Genomic DNA, 16,183 nt, shown 5'->3' with positions numbered 1-16,183 from the left:
TTCCTTCTTTACTGTGGCGACAAAGATTTCATGCATTAAGAGAGAAGTTTGAGTTTCCAGAATGGGAGAATAGTCCGTCCTCCCATTCTGGAAACCCAATACCTGACACCCTAGTTATTCGTCACTTTCGTCGATCTCATCGCGCGAAATAGACTCATAGGTTGGTCGGGAGGGTGCACGACGGCTGCTAACATCTGCCATCAAGTCGACCTCACTATCGCGACTGGTGCCATCTTCTCTAGTGTCGAGTTTGTGCACCGCAACGTCTAAGCAGAGAGACTGCAGCTCTCGCATCAGCACTTTGAAGGATTCTGGTGTTCCCGGTCGGGGAATTGCTTTACCTTTGACGATCGCATTCAACGCTTCATTACGTCCCTGCATATCATCCGACTTCACAGTCAGCAACTCTTGCAGCGTATAAGCGGCACCAAACGCTTCTAGTGCCCACACTTCCATTTCACCAAAGCGCTGACCACCTTGCTGCGCCTTACCACCCAACGGCTGCTGGGTCACCAGTGAGTACGGGCCAGTCGAACGAGCGTGAATCTTGTCATCCACCAGGTGAACGAGCTTCAGCATGTAGGCTTTGCCAACGGTGATGGGGCGATCGAACGCCTCACCCGTACGCCCGTCATAGACCAGCGTTTTGCCCGCATTGTCTGGGTCAAAGAGCCAGTCCTTTGCCAGAATCTCGCTGGCTTCATTCAGCTTGCCGTGAACCGTCTCGCGCGACTTTTCTTCCCCGTGCATTTCATCAAACGGCACGACTTTGAATCGCACATCCAGATTCTCCCCAGCCCAGCCCAGCAAGCACTCGTAGACCTGGCCTACATTCATCCGGGACGGTACACCCAGAGGATTCAGCACAATATCTACAGGAGTGCCATCCGGCAAGTAAGGCATGTCTTCAGTCGGCAGGATGCGGGAAATAATACCCTTGTTTCCGTGGCGACCCGCCATCTTATCCCCAACCTGAATCTTGCGCTTCTGCGCGACGTAGACCCGTACCACCATGTTCGCTCCAGGCGGCAGTTCATCTCCTTGTTCGCGGGTGAACACACGCACGTCTACGACTCGACCTTTCTCACCGTTAGGCACACGCAAGGAGTTATCGCGCACATCTCTCGCTTTTTCGCCAAAGATGGCACGCAGCAACTTTTCTTCAGGCGGTTGGTCAGATTCACCCTTGGGTGTCACTTTACCGACCAGGATATCACCCGCTTCCACCCAGGCACCGATGCGAATGATGCCCGTCTCGTCCAACTGGCGTAGAGAATCTTCACCGACGTTCGGAATTTCACGGGTAATTTCTTCGGGGCCGAGCTTGGTTTGGCGTGCCTCAATCTCAAATTTTTCAATGTGGATCGAGGTGTAGGTATCGTTGGAAACCAGGCGTTCGCAGATCAGGATGGCATCCTCGTAGTTGTAGCCTTCCCATGGCATGTAGGCAACCAGGATGTTTTGACCCAGTGCCAACTCACCTTTCTCAGTTGCAGAGCCATCAGCCAGCACCTGACCAGTCACCACTTTGTCGCCAACGAACACGATCGGACGCTGATTTAAGCAAGTATCCTGGTTAGAACGCTGATACTTCTGTAACTGGTACTCAATTTCGCGCCCTTCAGGATTGCGTACCTGTAGCCGATCAGCGGACACATAGGTCACTTCACCATCAGTACGACTCACAATGACCATCCCAGAGTCGCGTGCTGCTTGCGCTTCCAAGCCAGTGCCAACTAAAGGACGCTCAGGGCGCAAGAGTGGCACCGCTTGACGTTGCATGTTCGAACCCATTAGCGCTCGGTTCGCATCGTCGTGCTCCAAGAACGGAATTAACGATGTCGCCACAGAAATAATCTGCACGGGTGAAACAGCGACATAATCTACCTCTTCCCGCGTTGTGGTGGTGAACTCTTGTCGATAGCGCACAGGCACTGTTTCGCCGAGAATATTGCCCGCTTCGTCCATCGTGACGTCGCCAGCTGCAACGCGTAGATCATCTTCTTCATCAGCCGTCATGTAAACAGGAGGACGATCTTTAACGACACGCCCCGCTTCAACTGGATAGAACGGTGTTTCAATGAAGCCATAGGCATTTACCCGCGCATGGGTTGCGAGAGAACCAATCAGTCCTGCGTTTGGTCCTTCTGGCGTTTCGATCGGACAGATACGACCATAGTGAGAGGGGTGAATATCCCGTACCGCGAAGCCAGCACGTTCTCGTGTCAGACCACCCGGACCAAGAGCGCTGAGACGCCGCTTGTGGGTTAGCTCTGCCAATGGATTCGTTTGATCCATGAACTGAGAGAGCTGAGAGGAACCAAAAAATTCCTTGATGGCTGCGACCAGAGGCTTCGGGTTGACCAACGACGCGGGGGTCAGGGACTCCGCATCCGACACCGTCATCCGCTCACGGATAATGCGCTCCAATCGGTTAAGACCAACCCGCACCTGGTTTTGCAGCAGTTCGCCAACTGATCGCACGCGACGGTTACCCAAATGGTCAATGTCATCGATGCTGCCGATGTCAAATTCCAGGTTGATCAAGTAGTCGATCGCCGCCAGAATATCTTGCGCTGTCAATACACGAGTGGGTTCTGGTACGTTCAGCCGCAGCTTCTTATTGAGCTTATAACGACCGACTTTACCCAAGTCATAGCGCTTTGGATCAAAAAAGCGAGAATCAAGTAGCTGCTGCCCACCAGAAACCGTTGGCGGCTCACCAGGACGCAGCTTGCGGTACAGCTCCATCAGCGCTTCTTCTTCGCCGAACTGTCCTTCTTTCTCGATCGTCTTCTGAAAGTATTCAGGGTGGCGCAGCGCATCGAAAATTTCGCCATCGCTCAGACCGAGCGCTTTCAGCAAGACTTGGGCCGACAGTTTACGCGTCTTGTCAATCCGAACCCAAACCAGGTCGTTCTTATCGGTTTCAAACTTAAGCCAGGCACCCCGATTAGGAATTAAGCTGGCGTTGTAGGTGCGGCGACCGTTCTTGTCCGTTTCTGACTTGTAATAAACACCGGGGCTACGCACGATCTGGTTTACGATGACGCGCTCAGCACCGTTAATGATGAACGTGCCACGATCGGTCATTAAGGGCAAATCACCAATAAAAACTTCTTGCTCCTTAATTTCGCCCGTCTCTTTGTTGATCAGACGAGTAGGAACATACATTTGAACGGCATAGGTACTGTCCCGCCGCTTTGCTTCGTCAACATCATATTTGGGGCGCTTTAACTTATAGTCTTTGCCCAAGAAGTGCAGCTCCAGCTTGCCCGTATAGTCGGTAATCGGGGAGAAGCTATCGAGCTCTTCGATCAGACCTTCTTCAAGAAACCAACGGAAGCTTGCCCGCTGAATTTCAACTAGGTCTGGTAACGTAAAGGCGGGGGGGGTATAAATCTGCTCAGTCATGCGTCTCCTCAAAGGGGTCACGCCCAGCGCGAATCCCAGATTTTACGTGGTTTGTACAAAAACGTCAATACAAAATGCCTGGGTTCCACCAAGAACCCAAGAGTCAAATTATTCAGTTAAATCGGCGGTTGACAGTTCAGGGCAGTCTCCCATAGATGATTGATAAACGCGAATCGTGCATCGTTCAGTGAACGCATCAAACAAGCTGTAATGGCGCATCCGCTCAAACACAATTACTCCAGTAGCGGAAAGCGCGATCGATCAAAGCAATTAGTCATTCAATATACAAGCCTTCATTCATTATGGCGCAGAGAAACTCACTTTGTGGGCTAATCAATAGCAAAAATTGGCAACTCAGTCAACAGTGCCACGGACGATTCTCTCTATCAACACAGCGACAAGGGCACCTGGCTTACAGAAGGGGAAAGGTCAGGCTTCGGTAAACGAAACAGATTACAAGCATTTTGGGTGGTTCGCACCGCGAGCTCATCCAATGATATTTGTCGCAACTGGGCAACTTGCTCGGCCACGTATTGTACGTAAGCAGGCTCGTTTCGCTTACCGCGTTTAGGCACAGGTGCCAAAAAAGGGCAATCAGTCTCAATGAGCAAGCGATCGCTCGGCACCATTTTTGCCGACTCATGAATTTGAGTCGCCTTTGGAAACGTCACCGTCCCGCTAAAGCTAATCAAAAAGCCCAAATCGAGGAACCATTGGGTTTCTTCTGGAGTCCCCCCCCAGCAGTGCATGACACCACTTACAGAACCATGCTGACACCAAAAGCGTTGCAGACTGCTTGCCATCGGCTCGGCAGCGTCACGGCAGTGGATAATCACTGGAAGATCTAGCTGCCGAGCAATCAAAAGCTGCGCTTCAAAAGCTTGTTGCTGCTGCTCGTAATTGCTTGCCTTAAAGAAGTCCAATCCCATCTCACCGATCGCAACGACTCGCGCATCAGACTGAGCAAGAGCTGAAATCTCGTCGGCAGACGTAAATAGCCACTTTTCTTCGACATCAAGTGGATGCAAGCCCACAGCAAAGAAAAGCTCTGGAAAGCGATCTGCCAAGGCTTGGATTACTGGGAACTCCGAGGGCTCAACACAAGAATGAACCAGACGTACGACACCAGCTTCACGCCAACGAGATGCAACCGCATCAATGTCTGACTGAAACGAGTCGAAATTGATATGGACATGAGTATCAATTAGCGTCATGAGCGTAAAAATTAGGGCTAACGGCCGGGCAAAAAACAGCTAAACAAGACTACTTAGCTGTCAATCAACACCTGAAACCCGAAATCTAATCTTCAAGACACTGACTGGGGTGCTTCATGTTTCTTCAACGCCCGCGCTATGAGCGACTTCTTGCGTGCGCCAGTATTTGGATGCAGTGCACCCCGCTTGATCGCTTTATCAATCTTGCTATACGCCGCAGCCTGACTTTTCTGAACTTCTTGCTCTAGCTCAGAGCTGGGGCTTGCCGCGTACTTGCTTACCACAGCAAGATACTTCTTAGTCAGTGTTTTAACCGCTGACTTGTAGCTTTTATTCCGTAGCCGATTGCGTTCGGCAATTTCAACGCGCTTAATGGCAGACTTAATATTAGCCACAGTAAATCCCGAGAACTCTTCTATTGGATATGACTTGAACGAACGTGCTAGACGCTAGACAAATAACTATAGCATCTCCTCTTAATGATAACGCGATCCCCAAAAAATCCAGGTTAAGCTAGAGTAGCGATTACAGATGCATCCGCTATCCACGGTTTCCGCGATGCTGATTGACTTCTGTTCTCACTAGGCAATCTCTTAAGACTGGCATTCCTACTCCATGCTGCGAATCATCACTCAGCGGGCTGAGGCACGAACCGAATTGCGACGGATTTGCGATCGCATTCACGATGATCAGGTCGTTCACAAAGAGGCGACGGTACGGGAAGTGCTTCAGGCTGTGAAGCGACAGGGAGACCGAGCCGTCCTGCATTACACTGCCGAATTTGATCGGCTAACGTTCAAAGCTGAAGATTTGCGTGTCAGCGGTTCCGAGCTAGATGCGGCGTATCAGCAGGTCTCTAAGGAGCTGTTGGATGCTATTAGGCTTGCCTGTCGGCAGATCGAAGCGTTCCACCGTCAGCGTATGCCCAAGAGCTGGGTGCAGTTTGCCGAAGACGATGTGGTGCTGGGTAAGCGCTACACGCCTGTTGACTGCGCTGGCTTGTATGTGCCGGGTGGGCAGGCTGCCTATCCCAGCACTGTACTCATGAATGCCGTGCCTGCAAAGGTAGCCAACGTCCCTCGGATCGTCATGGTGACGCCGCCGGGTGCTGAGAAAACGATTCACCCAGCAGTGCTGGTAGCCGCGCAAGAAGCCGGCGTCGAGGAAATCTACCGGGTTGGCGGGGCACAGGCGATCGCAGCGCTTGCCTACGGAACAGAAACCATTCCTAAAGTGGATGTGATTACTGGACCTGGCAACATCTACGTCACGTTGGCAAAGAAGCTGGTTTATGGCACCGTCGGTATTGATTCCCTGGCGGGTCCATCAGAAGTGTTGATTATTGCCGACAAAGTGGCGAACCCCGCTCACGTGGCAGCGGACATGTTGGCACAGGCAGAACACGACCAAATGGCAGCCGCAATTCTGCTGACGGACGATTCGGTGCTGGCACGCAAGGTCGTTGATGAGGTTGAACGTCAGTTAATTGACCATCCTCGTCGGCTGTTAACCGAAAAGGCGATCGCGCACTACGGTCTGGTTGTCGTCGTGGAATCGCTTGCTGATGCGGCTGACCTGTCCAACGAATTTGCCCCTGAACATCTGGAGTTAGAAATCGCTGATCCCTGGGGTCTACTGGACCGGATTCGTCACGCCGGAGCTATTTTTCTGGGCTGTTCTACCCCTGAAGCAGTGGGAGACTATTTGGCAGGGCCCAACCACACGCTGCCAACCTCTGGTTCTGCACGCTATGCGTCAGCCCTGAGCGTGGAAACCTTTATGAAGCATTCAAGCCTGGTGCAATATTCCCAGGCTGCTTTACAAAAAGTGGCAGGCGCGATCGATGTTCTAGCAAAAGCCGAAGGGCTGCATTCTCATGCTGATTCGGTTCGACTCCGCGTGCGGGGCAATCTCAATCCAGAGGCCTAGACCTCTAGGCAGGCAAGATTATTGGTAGAGCCTTTAGAAATTGCGCGAGCCCTTGTAGGTGGAGGCGTTTGCTAGATCGGTCAGCTCCTGGGCTCCCTCATAGGTCTTGCCCTTAATTTTCCACGTAGGATAGCCTTCAATCTTTGCTGCTTTGCAGAGATCAGGTCGTGCATTTTTACCGTCTTCAGCGCATTCAACGTAGGGAAGTTGAGTCACGGCTTTTTGTCCAAACAGCTGGAGTTGCTCATGGCAGTGAGGGCACCAGTAGGCTCCGTACATTTTGGCCCCTACACTTTTGAGATGCTTCGCTAGCGCAATCGCCGCCGCACTGGATGTCGTTGTGACTGGAGGTGCAGTGGCTTTGGCTTGAGTAGCGGTCATTTGGGCGATCGCCGTTTCAGGCTCTTTCGCGCCCACTTGATCACTGGGGATCGGGCCTGATCGTGATAGACCGATCGCCAATGCTAACCCTGTACCGACCAACGTAGCTGCGATGCCTAGAGCGTGAAGTAATTTCATTAACAGTTCCTTAAAGCTTGATGCTTGCTCATACCTTCAATGTTTAGGCAAACCGACTCATTCCGAGAGAAACTGTCGGAGCCTTAGCAGACTGCCAGTTTGCGCCAGGTTCAACGGCAGGAGCGAAATCCCTTCTAAGCGAGATTGTACCCAACCATCGCCCCAATACCATTCATGAAAGCCATCGATGCCTTTGCTCAACAGCAGCCGTAAATTGTTTGATTCCACTTGATCAACATACTGCTGAATGGCGATCGGTCCGACCCAACTAGTAAACGTAAGCCCTGGCTGCAGTTGCTCGGATAGCCCCCGATCCAAGCGCACTGGCGCTAACCACTCCTGCAATTTGGCTGAGTTAGTCAAGCTCTGCCGTAGAACCTGCTCTGAAGCCGCGACTTCAATTCGGAGGCTACTCTGCTGAAAAATACCAAGCATTGGGTAAAGGCGATCGTAAGAAGACTCCTTAAGTATGCCAAACGTGAGAGGCAGGAGACTGGAAATGGCATTTGCCTATTTGCTCCTACGGCTTCTTCAAGCGTCTAGCCTCTAGCGTCTTAGAATAAATAGAGAAGACTATTAAGAAACGTAAGGGATTTTCATGGCTGATCAGCTCATTCGCGCAACTGCAGCTGGGGGTGGTATCCGGGCAGTGGGAGCGATTACAACGCGTCTGGTCGAAGAAGCTAGACGTCGACACAACCTTTCCTATGTGGCTACAGCAGCGTTAGGGCGCACGATGACAGCCGGACTGCTCTTGGTATCAAGCATGAAACGGGCTGAATCGAGGGTCAATATTCGCATTCGGGGCAATGGGCCCTTAGGCGGCATTTTGATCGATGCTGGTTTGGATGGCACCGTGCGCGGCTATGTTGATAAACCCACAGTAGAACTGCCGCCTAACGCGAAGGGAAAGCTGGATGTTGGTGGCGCAGTCGGACAGGAGGGTTTTGTTTACGTCGTGAGGGATGTCGGGTCTGGCTACCCCTACTCCAGCACTGTAGAGCTGGTATCTGGCGAGATTGGGGACGATTTAACGCATTATTTGGTTACATCAGAGCAAACCCCGTCCGCACTCGTCTTGGGAGTGTTTGTTGAAGCCGATGGCGTGACAGCGGCTGGCGGCTTGCTGATTCAAGTGTTGCCCAAAGCTGCTAGCGACGATGCCTTGGTGGAACTTCTAGAATCCCGTCTTTCATCGCTCTCAGGCTTTACACCCTTATTGCAAGAAGGCAAGACGCTGCCCGCTATCTTCGAACAACTGTTGGGCGATCTGGGGCTAGAAATTTTGCCGGAAGTACAGCTTGTGAGGTTTCACTGCCGCTGTTCGTTCGATCGTGCCCTCGGTGCACTCAACCTGTTCAGTACCGCAGAACTACAAGATATGATCGATTGCGACAATGGGGCAGAAGCAATCTGTGATTTCTGCGGTAACGTCTATCGTGCCAGCAGTGAAGCACTAGCTCAACTAATTGACGATCGCCAAGCGAATCCGTCGCAGGGTTGATGGCAAAGACTCAGCTCAGCATGGCACTGTTAAGACTGAACATTTGGTTTCGAACAGCATTCCAGGCAGTCTTGTGCGCTTTGGATTCCTCGCCGTACCATTGAATAGCGGAATTAAAAGCAACCCGATAAAGGCTTTGCGAGGTCTCCGAGAGACGATCGCGCACATCAATGGGTAAATCTTGGTTTGTTAAATATGACATAACCGTTAGCCCGTGCAGTGGCAAATGGGATAATGGCATGATAAGTCGCCACGGAAAAGCGCACACCCTCTTTAGACTGATCCTTTCCTTAAAGTGAAAAACCCAGTCCAGTGAACGTTAAGGAGTCAATTTTGATTACCAGCAGCTTGAATACGACCAAATCAGAAGAAATTTTTGCCGCCGCTCAAAAGCTGATGCCTGGCGGTGTTAGCTCCCCTGTACGTGCTTTTAAGTCCGTCGGTGGGCAGCCGATCGTCTTTGACCACGTGAAGGGTGCCTACGCCTGGGATGTTGACGGCAATCGCTACATCGACTATATCGGCACCTGGGGGCCTGCGATCTGCGGTCATGCTCACCCCGACGTCCTCAAGGCTCTGCATGAGGCGCTAGAGAAAGGCACCAGCTTTGGCGCACCCTCTAGCCTAGAGAATGTCCTTGCAGAAATGGTGATTGATGCGGTTCCGAGCATTGAGATGGTACGCTTCGTCAACTCAGGAACAGAAGCGTGCATGTCAGTGCTGCGCTTGATGCGTGCGTTTACCGGACGGGAGAAAATCATCAAGTTCGAGGGATGCTATCACGGTCACGCGGACATGTTCCTGGTCAAAGCGGGATCAGGTGTAGCAACGCTCGGCTTACCTGATTCTCCTGGCGTGCCCAAATCGACGACCGACAACACGCTAACGGCTCCCTTCAATAATTTGGAAGCGGTCAAAGCCTTGTTCGAAGCCAATCCTGGTACGATTGCCGGAGTCATTTTAGAGCCGATCGTGGGCAATGCAGGCTTTATCCCACCTGATGCAGGCTTTCTGCCAGGTCTGCAGGAAATTACCCGTGAGCATGGTGCGCTACTGGTTTTTGATGAAGTCATGACAGGCTTCCGCATTGCTTACGGCGGCGCGCAGGAAAAATTTGGCATTACTCCCGATCTGACCACTCTCGGTAAGATTATCGGTGGCGGGCTACCAGTCGGTGCCTATGGCGGGCGACGAGACATCATGGCGATGGTTGCCCCAGCCGGGCCCATGTATCAAGCAGGCACACTGTCGGGCAATCCCCTAGCTATGACAGCTGGCATCAAAACGTTGGAGCTACTGCGGCAACCCGGCACGTATGAGCAGCTCGATCGCGTTACCAAACGACTCGCCAATGAGCTTTTGAAACTTGCTAAGGATGCTGGACACGCAGTCTGTGGTGGACAAATTAGCGGTATGTTTGGCTTTTTCTTCACTGAGGGTCCCGTTCACAACTATGAAGATGCGAAACTGTCAGACCTGAATAAGTTCAGCCGCTTCCACCGTGGCATGTTGGAGCGTGGTGTTTATCTAGCGCCATCCCAGTTTGAGGCAGGTTTTACCTCACTGGCGCATACGGATGAGGACATAGACTTTACGCTAGAGGCAGCTCAGGCGGTACTGTCGAGTCTCTAACGCTTGTCTGTCGAGGCGTTCCATAGAGCGCCCCGACAGACAAATAAATGTTCACTCCCATTGCGTGATGAGACCATCGCCTTCAACACGGAGTTGTCGTCCACGCCAGTAGACACCCTGACCAAACGCACCTGCGAACCAGACAACAAAGTTCAGTACATCCCGCAAAGGCAAAGCCCAGAGCCAGGGCAGAAGTTTGAGACAGTTGATGCTGAAAATGGCAATCAATACCTGGATATAGCGGATTACGAAGGTGACACTGCTCAGCGCGATCGCCCAATCTGCAAACTCCGATAGGAGCAACAACGGAAAACAGTAGGCGGTGCCGTAGCAAAACACCATACTGTAGTACTGAGCGCCCCGGTTAAACCGAATCGTTCTTGCCCAGCGCAGCTCTCGCTGAAAGACCTGCGCGATGTTCTCGTAACCCGTATCAGATTCAAGGACATGCAGGGATAGCTCAATGCGGTAGCCTGCCTGAGCGGCTCGTTTGCCCAGGTTATAGTCAGAGCCAATCCGGTTGAAGTGCAAGCCGCCAAAGCTAGCGAGGGTCGCTTTGCGTGTGGCGATCGTCGCCCCTACAGCGCAGCGCAGCCCCTGGTCGAGCGTACGGGCAATCAGCAAGCTAGGGATAAAGTCAAAGCAGCGACCAAAGGATGCCATCGCGGCCCCTACTGACCGGGGATGATAGCCAATGAAGGCACAGGTGACCAACCCCACTTTCTCATCTGCTAAAGGAGCCGTGACGGTGCAAATATAGTCTGCCTGAACGCGAATATCGCTGTCGGCAAAGATGATGACCTCATGACGAGCGTCCTCCAGTAGGTAGCTGAGGTTACTGTCTTTGTAATTGATGCCGCGTGGCTCTAGACCACAGAACAAACGCGCGCGATCGGGATACGTTTCCACAACTTTTTGCAGCATTGGAAGTGCTGGATCGTGTGGATCGGTCACACCAAACAGCACTTCATAATCGGGATACGCTTGCAGACAAAAAGACGACCAGTTGTCCCAGGCTCCAGCATCAAGACCGCAAACCGGGACGAGGATTGAAACGGGTGGACTAGAGTGATCGGCTGTGCTGCCGTGTTTGTTCGTCGGAGTAAAGAACTGGTGCGTAAAGACAGCACAGGTGAGATAGAAAACAATCGAACTACCGATTAACAAAACAAACAAGATTTCCAGAAGCGTAGTCATCGTTCTTTGTGTTTGACACGAACAACCAAAAAATTAACCTTCTTAAAAGAATAATTAAAAGTTGTAAACGGAATGTGAAGCACAGCGAGTCAACATCAACGTTGAAACTTCAGGAGCTAAACCCTAACGAAGGGGTTACCAGAACAGTTGGCCCCAACACGCAGGACTCGAATCCACGATCGTTTGAGGCCACTACACGTTCAAGCACTTTTCACATGTCCCCTCATGCCACGCTTGCACCCAGAGGGTAACAACACCTAGCGAAGACTCTCTGCCCTTGGTGAGTGAGAGAGTCTCAAGCATTTAGTCACTAGATAAATTCTGCCGTTCACTATGCTGATGATAACCAGCTCAAACTGCCGAATTTCTGGAAGGATTGTCGTGCAAGCATGACTCTGATGAGCATAAAGGGGCTAATCGAATGGATTCGATCGTGCCTCATGTTGTTGATACGATTCAATCTGTCCATAGTTCAGTTTGAGGACGCGATCGCACAGATGAAAGTAATGGTCATCATGACTGATCACAATCACTGTCTTTCCTTGCTTCCGCAGTTGCGGCAAAAATTCCGTATAAAAAAGGTCTTTAAAGGTTGGATCTTGGTCTGCTGCCCATTCATCAAAAAGATAAAGGGGACGGTTCTCGAGATAGGCGGTAAGCAGCGTTAAACGCTTACGCTGTCCCTGAGACAAGGCCGTAGTCGAAAGCTTGCCTTGAGCCACCGTCACTTTTCGATCAAGACGTAAGCGCTGCAAATAGCGCTGGGCTTGGGCATCAAGGTCGTCTTGATCTAAGCCTAAGAGACGATCGAAGAGGTAAAAATCGGCAAACACAACCGAGAAGTGCTGACGATACCATTCCTGGTGATCGGCATCGATTAACTGCTCATCCAGGTAAATTTCACCCATTTCTGGAGTGTACAACCCTGTGATCAGCTTTGCCAAGGTCGATTTGCCGCTACCGTTACCACCCACAATGAAGATAATTTCGCCGCGCTGCAGAGTTAGGTCGATCGGTCCCAACACAAAACAGGCATCGTCCTGATCAGTTTGGTAGGTGTAAGCGACGTTCTTGAGCGTCACTGTCTGCCAGTTACCAGAGACAGGCTCTGGCACCGTTGTCAGTTCCGCCCGACTCGTCAAAGACAGCCCCAACGAATTAATCTTGCCGAGTGCAATGCCCGCCCGACTAATGGTTGGCAATTGACTAACCAGGCGATCCATTGGCAACATCAGGTAGGTAAACGTCAGCACATATCCCGAAACGGTCTGTGGATTCAGCGTCATAAATTTGGGTAGCGCAAACAGCACAAACCCAAGGGCAAAGAAAAAGATCAGCTTGCCCCAACTGGCTGTCACAGCAAACAACACCAGTCCACGGACGCTATAGCGACGGAAGGCTGCCGCGGTGGGCTGCAGATCCTCCTGCAGAAACGCCTGTCGTCGCCAAAAATGCAACTTCAGTTCTTTCGTGCCTTCCGTCACGGCACGAAAGTGCTTAAACAGGTGATCCTCCTCTTCACGTGCGCGCGCCAGTAGTTGCTTGCCCCGTCGCAGCAGCCAACCGCAGCTACTGAGCGCTACGATCGTGAGCCCCACAACGAGGAAAAACACCTGCCAGGAGAGCCAGGCAATGTAGACCAAACAGCCTGCCACCGTTGCCAAATCAATACAAAGAAAGGGCACTAGCCGCACTGCATCGGTCACAGCCTGCACGTCATCCGTTAAGGTCGCCAGCAGACGAGGGGCACCCAGTTTTTCGAGATGGGCAAGCTCAGAGGTGAGAATTTGGCGGCTGAGGCTAAGGCGCAGTTGAAAGACCGCCTGCTGCGCCAATTGAATGAGCATTAGCTGCGAAATAACGCTCGTCACCAAGGCAATCAATGACAAGCCCACAAACACCCAGGCGATCGCGGTCAGCGAATGCAGCGATCCCTGGCTTAGCGATCGACTGATCAGAGCGATCAGGCTCGCGGTGCTGCCGCCACTCAGAAAACCCGTCAGAATGGCGATCGCTACCATCCACCAGGAAGAACGCAAGAGAAAAACAATCAAACTCATTAGCTGTCATTACGCTCTGCCGCAGAGACCCCTCTGAGACAAGATGAACTTTACACTGAAGAACACTAAATCCTATTATTCTGGCAATTTAGGATTGAAAATCAAAGTATGGATAACAATGCCATCCGTCAGGAGCCAAGAAGAGACCTGGCGGAGGTTGAATCTCTCGCGTCATTAGCCCTGATACCCTTTGCTTTGTAGGAGTAGCCAATGCAATCAGTACCTATAGTACCAGTCAAAAAATTGCCAAGTTTTTCCTTAGTGTTGGAGACAGAGAACTTAGCGAATGCTGATCTAGACGGTTTATTGCAGTCATTAGCATCCCTGGCACAACAGGATGTGCCACTCACGACGGCTAATGAAGTGTTGATTATTGACAGTGGCGATACGCCAACTCAGTTGTTGGATCAACTGTGCGATCGCTATCCCTGGCTGAAGGTGCACTCAGTGCCCTCCACAACAGGCTACTACAAGGCAAAGATGCTAGGAGCAGCAACGGCTACGGGGCAAGTGATTGTGTATGGCGATTCTGACTGTACCTATGAGGCGGGCTGGCTGCGATCGCTCTTGACGCCTTTTGCACAAAGCAATGACGTTCAAATTGTTGCTGGCGAAACAATGACGCGCGGGGTTGGTTTCTACGGCACAGCCATGGCACTGACCTATATCTTCCCGCAATATTCAGGCGAGAACGCGTTAGCACCGACAACCCAGTACTTTCTCAATAACGTCGCCTTCCGGCGCGAGTTCCTACTAGAACACCCGATTCCAGTCCTTTTACCCCTATATCGAGGCAATTGCGTGATTCACGCAAAAAGCTTAAGGCAGCAGGGTCGCACGATCTGGCGACAGCCTCAAGCAAGAGCCACCCACGCGCCACCCAGCAGTTTGTCTCATTTATTTTGGCGCTTCTTACTCATTGGACACGATTACTACTGGCAACAGCGATTGTCAGCCCAGACCGTTGGCGAAGCAACCCCATCAAGAGCAACTCAGTCAGTGCCCAACGATCGCGATCCCATGTCTGGCTTCAAAGGCAAAATGGACATCTTTTTCGATCGCATCCGCAAAATGGCAAAATACGACCGTCGCCACCTGTTCTACCTCCCTTTCACCTTTCCGATCGTGCTTGCCTCCGCCATGCTGATTTTCATCGGCTACACGATTACGTCGCGCCAACCCGACTATCTACTCAAAACCTACAGCCATCTCCTCGACGCTTAGAGGCTGTAAAGGAAGAAGGTCATGGTTTGTAGCATTGAGCGATCAGTGGTTGGTGGTCAGTGGTGAGTCGTTAGTAGTAACACTCGTGAACCACTAAGGATCGTGGATTAAATAAAATCGACAAATTATTTGCCGTAGTGATTAAATTCTTGTTCCTAAGCAGTTCTAAAAGAATTTCTCAACGCTCACTGAAGCGGTATTTTTACTCCACCATCTAAGGCAGGGGGCTTGAAGAAATCGATCGGGTCGATGGCGGCTGGCTTCCGATCGGAGTTAGAAAAGCGTTGGATGAGGGACTCGATCGAGTTTTTAGGCTGTGGCGCAGCCGTTTTAGGGTTTGCCTGGATGGTGCCTAAAAGGCCATTCAATTGGTCAGCCGTATAAGGCTTTCCAGAACGACCAGAGTCGATTGACACGGGCTTAAGAGACGCTGGTTGAGTTACCAACGGTGCACTCTGCTTTGTTACCGGAGTAGCAGCCTTGGGAGCAAGCGCTTGAGCGTGAGCAGTCGTGCCATTCGTGACGATCGCGGTCATTGTCAGCAGTACACCAATCAGCAAATATTTCATCAGCCTTGCTCCTTTGTATGCCTGAGATGAGAACAGCGTCTTCTCAAAGATAATGCATCTCTACGAGAGTTCTATGAGAGTTCTATGAGTCTTCTCATGGCTCAAAAATGTTACGTTGAGTGAAGCATTTTTGAGCGATCGCCCGTGTCACCGACTCAACCGTCCTCCAAACAAGCATCCGTTGCTGTTGTAGAAACCAAACTGGCAGCAATTCTTTACGATTTAGACGGCACGTTGGTCAACACAGACCCGCTGCACTTTCAAGTTTGGCAGGCAATGCTGCGAGAGTTTGGGCTGGATATTGATGAAGCGTTTTATCAAACGAAGATTAGCGGACGCTTAAATCCGGCGATCGTAGACGATTTGTTGCCACACCTTTCCTCAGAGGAACAGCAGCAGTTTATTGACCAAAAAGAAGCTCGTTTCCGTGAACAGGTGCCTCAGCTAACCCCTCTGGCTGGGCTTATGGAGATCATCCAGTGGGCTGACCAGCAGGAGATGAAGCAAGGTGTTGTGACCAATGCACCGACTGAAAATGTCTACCACGTCCTGAAGGCACTGCATTTAGAAGACACGTTTGATCAGGTCGTCATCTCAGACGTGCTTGGCATCGGTAAGCCTGATCCCGCTCCCTATACTCATGCCTTGAAGCAGTTTGGACTCTCTCCTCAGCAGGCGATCGCGTTCGAGGATTCACCCTCTGGCCTACGATCAGCTGTCGGCGCAGGCATTCTTACCGTTGGCATTGCGTCTACTCACTATCCTCAAGCACTGTACTCGCTAGGAGCCACGCTGGTTGTTGCCGACTTTTCTGCCCCCGAGCTTTGGCAATTATTGGGAGTAACCGTTAACAGCCTTTAGTTTTAGTTACCAAGTCTGGTAGGGGCATGACACTGCCATGCCCTACATTGGTATTTAATC

14 protein-coding genes are annotated in these 16,183 nt (G+C 51.5%); 5 read left to right on the top strand and 9 right to left on the bottom strand.

Translation table 11 applies throughout. The annotated features are described in order from the left end of the window. Positions 1–114: 114 nt before the first annotated feature. From rpoB to rpsT, 3 genes are all read right to left on the bottom strand, one after another. Positions 115–3,414, bottom strand: a complete 3,300-nt coding sequence (rpoB, locus tag C7B82_RS16105; RefSeq protein WP_106257301.1) for a DNA-directed RNA polymerase subunit beta — start codon at positions 3,412–3,414, stop codon at positions 115–117. A gap of 386 nt (positions 3,415–3,800) precedes the next feature. Beyond that, positions 3,801–4,628: a TatD family hydrolase gene (locus C7B82_RS16100; RefSeq protein ID WP_106257300.1), complete on the bottom strand. Its 828-nt coding sequence runs from the start codon at positions 4,626–4,628 to the stop codon at positions 3,801–3,803. Between the two features lie 92 nt (positions 4,629–4,720). Further along, complete coding sequence (gene rpsT / locus C7B82_RS16095; protein WP_106257299.1) at positions 4,721–5,023, bottom strand: 30S ribosomal protein S20; 303 nt, start codon at positions 5,021–5,023, stop codon at positions 4,721–4,723. Between the two features lie 220 nt (positions 5,024–5,243). Between rpsT and hisD the strand changes: the two genes are divergently transcribed. After that, entirely contained in the window at positions 5,244–6,557 is a 1,314-nt protein-coding gene (gene hisD, locus C7B82_RS16090; protein ID WP_106257298.1) for a histidinol dehydrogenase, read from the top strand. Between the two features lie 33 nt (positions 6,558–6,590). Here hisD and C7B82_RS16085 read toward each other — a convergent pair whose 3' ends face one another. Beyond that, entirely contained in the window at positions 6,591–7,076 is a 486-nt protein-coding gene (locus C7B82_RS16085; protein WP_106257297.1) for a thioredoxin domain-containing protein, read from the bottom strand. A gap of 57 nt (positions 7,077–7,133) precedes the next feature. Next, entirely contained in the window at positions 7,134–7,511 is a 378-nt protein-coding gene (locus C7B82_RS16080) for a hypothetical protein (RefSeq protein ID WP_106257296.1), read from the bottom strand. A 163-nt stretch (positions 7,512–7,674) separates the two neighbouring features. Here C7B82_RS16080 and hslO point away from each other — a divergent pair, with 163 nt between their 5' ends. Beyond that, positions 7,675–8,580 carry an Hsp33 family molecular chaperone HslO gene (gene hslO / locus C7B82_RS16075; RefSeq protein WP_106257295.1) on the top strand — a complete coding sequence of 302 codons (906 nt, stop codon included), beginning with the start codon at positions 7,675–7,677 and terminating at the stop codon, positions 8,578–8,580. 10 nt (positions 8,581–8,590) lie between these two features. On the opposite strand, the gene C7B82_RS16070 is transcribed toward hslO, so the two are convergent. After that, a complete protein-coding gene (locus tag C7B82_RS16070) occupies positions 8,591–8,821 on the bottom strand; it encodes a ChaB family protein (RefSeq protein ID WP_245939930.1) in 231 nt (76 codons plus the stop codon). A gap of 92 nt (positions 8,822–8,913) precedes the next feature. On the opposite strand from C7B82_RS16070, the gene hemL reads away from it, so the two are divergent. Next, positions 8,914–10,212: a glutamate-1-semialdehyde 2,1-aminomutase gene (hemL, locus tag C7B82_RS16065; RefSeq protein ID WP_106257329.1), complete on the top strand. Its 1,299-nt coding sequence runs from the start codon at positions 8,914–8,916 to the stop codon at positions 10,210–10,212. Between the two features lie 51 nt (positions 10,213–10,263). Here the strand turns inward: hemL and C7B82_RS16060 are convergent, their stop codons facing one another. Together C7B82_RS16060 and C7B82_RS16055 are read right to left on the bottom strand one after the other, a co-directional pair. After that, a complete protein-coding gene (locus C7B82_RS16060; RefSeq protein ID WP_106257293.1) occupies positions 10,264–11,409 on the bottom strand; it encodes a glycosyltransferase in 1,146 nt (381 codons plus the stop codon). Positions 11,410–11,822: 413 nt separating this feature from the next. Then, the gene (locus C7B82_RS16055; protein ID WP_106257292.1) at positions 11,823–13,469 is read right to left on the bottom strand and encodes a cyclic peptide export ABC transporter; all 1,647 of its coding nucleotides are present in this window, start codon (positions 13,467–13,469) and stop codon (positions 11,823–11,825) included. Between the two features lie 210 nt (positions 13,470–13,679). Between C7B82_RS16055 and C7B82_RS16050 the strand changes: the two genes are divergently transcribed. Next, on the top strand, positions 13,680–14,693 hold the full coding sequence (locus C7B82_RS16050) for a glycosyltransferase family 2 protein (protein ID WP_106257291.1): 1,014 nt from the start codon (positions 13,680–13,682) through the stop codon (positions 14,691–14,693). A 185-nt stretch (positions 14,694–14,878) separates the two neighbouring features. Here C7B82_RS16050 and C7B82_RS16045 read toward each other — a convergent pair whose 3' ends face one another. Beyond that, the gene (locus C7B82_RS16045; protein WP_106257290.1) at positions 14,879–15,262 is read right to left on the bottom strand and encodes a hypothetical protein; all 384 of its coding nucleotides are present in this window, start codon (positions 15,260–15,262) and stop codon (positions 14,879–14,881) included. Positions 15,263–15,406: 144 nt separating this feature from the next. On the opposite strand from C7B82_RS16045, the gene C7B82_RS16040 reads away from it, so the two are divergent. Continuing rightward, complete coding sequence (locus tag C7B82_RS16040) at positions 15,407–16,123, top strand: HAD family hydrolase (protein WP_219904464.1); 717 nt, start codon at positions 15,407–15,409, stop codon at positions 16,121–16,123. The last annotated feature ends 60 nt before the right edge of the window (positions 16,124–16,183 follow it).

The sequence above is a fragment of the Stenomitos frigidus ULC18 genome, assembly GCF_003003795.1.
GTDB lineage: Bacteria > Cyanobacteriota > Cyanobacteriia > Leptolyngbyales > Leptolyngbyaceae > Stenomitos > Stenomitos frigidus_A.
The sequence above is the reverse complement of the archived record's forward strand: the minus strand, read 5'-3'. Positions and strand labels throughout refer to the sequence as shown.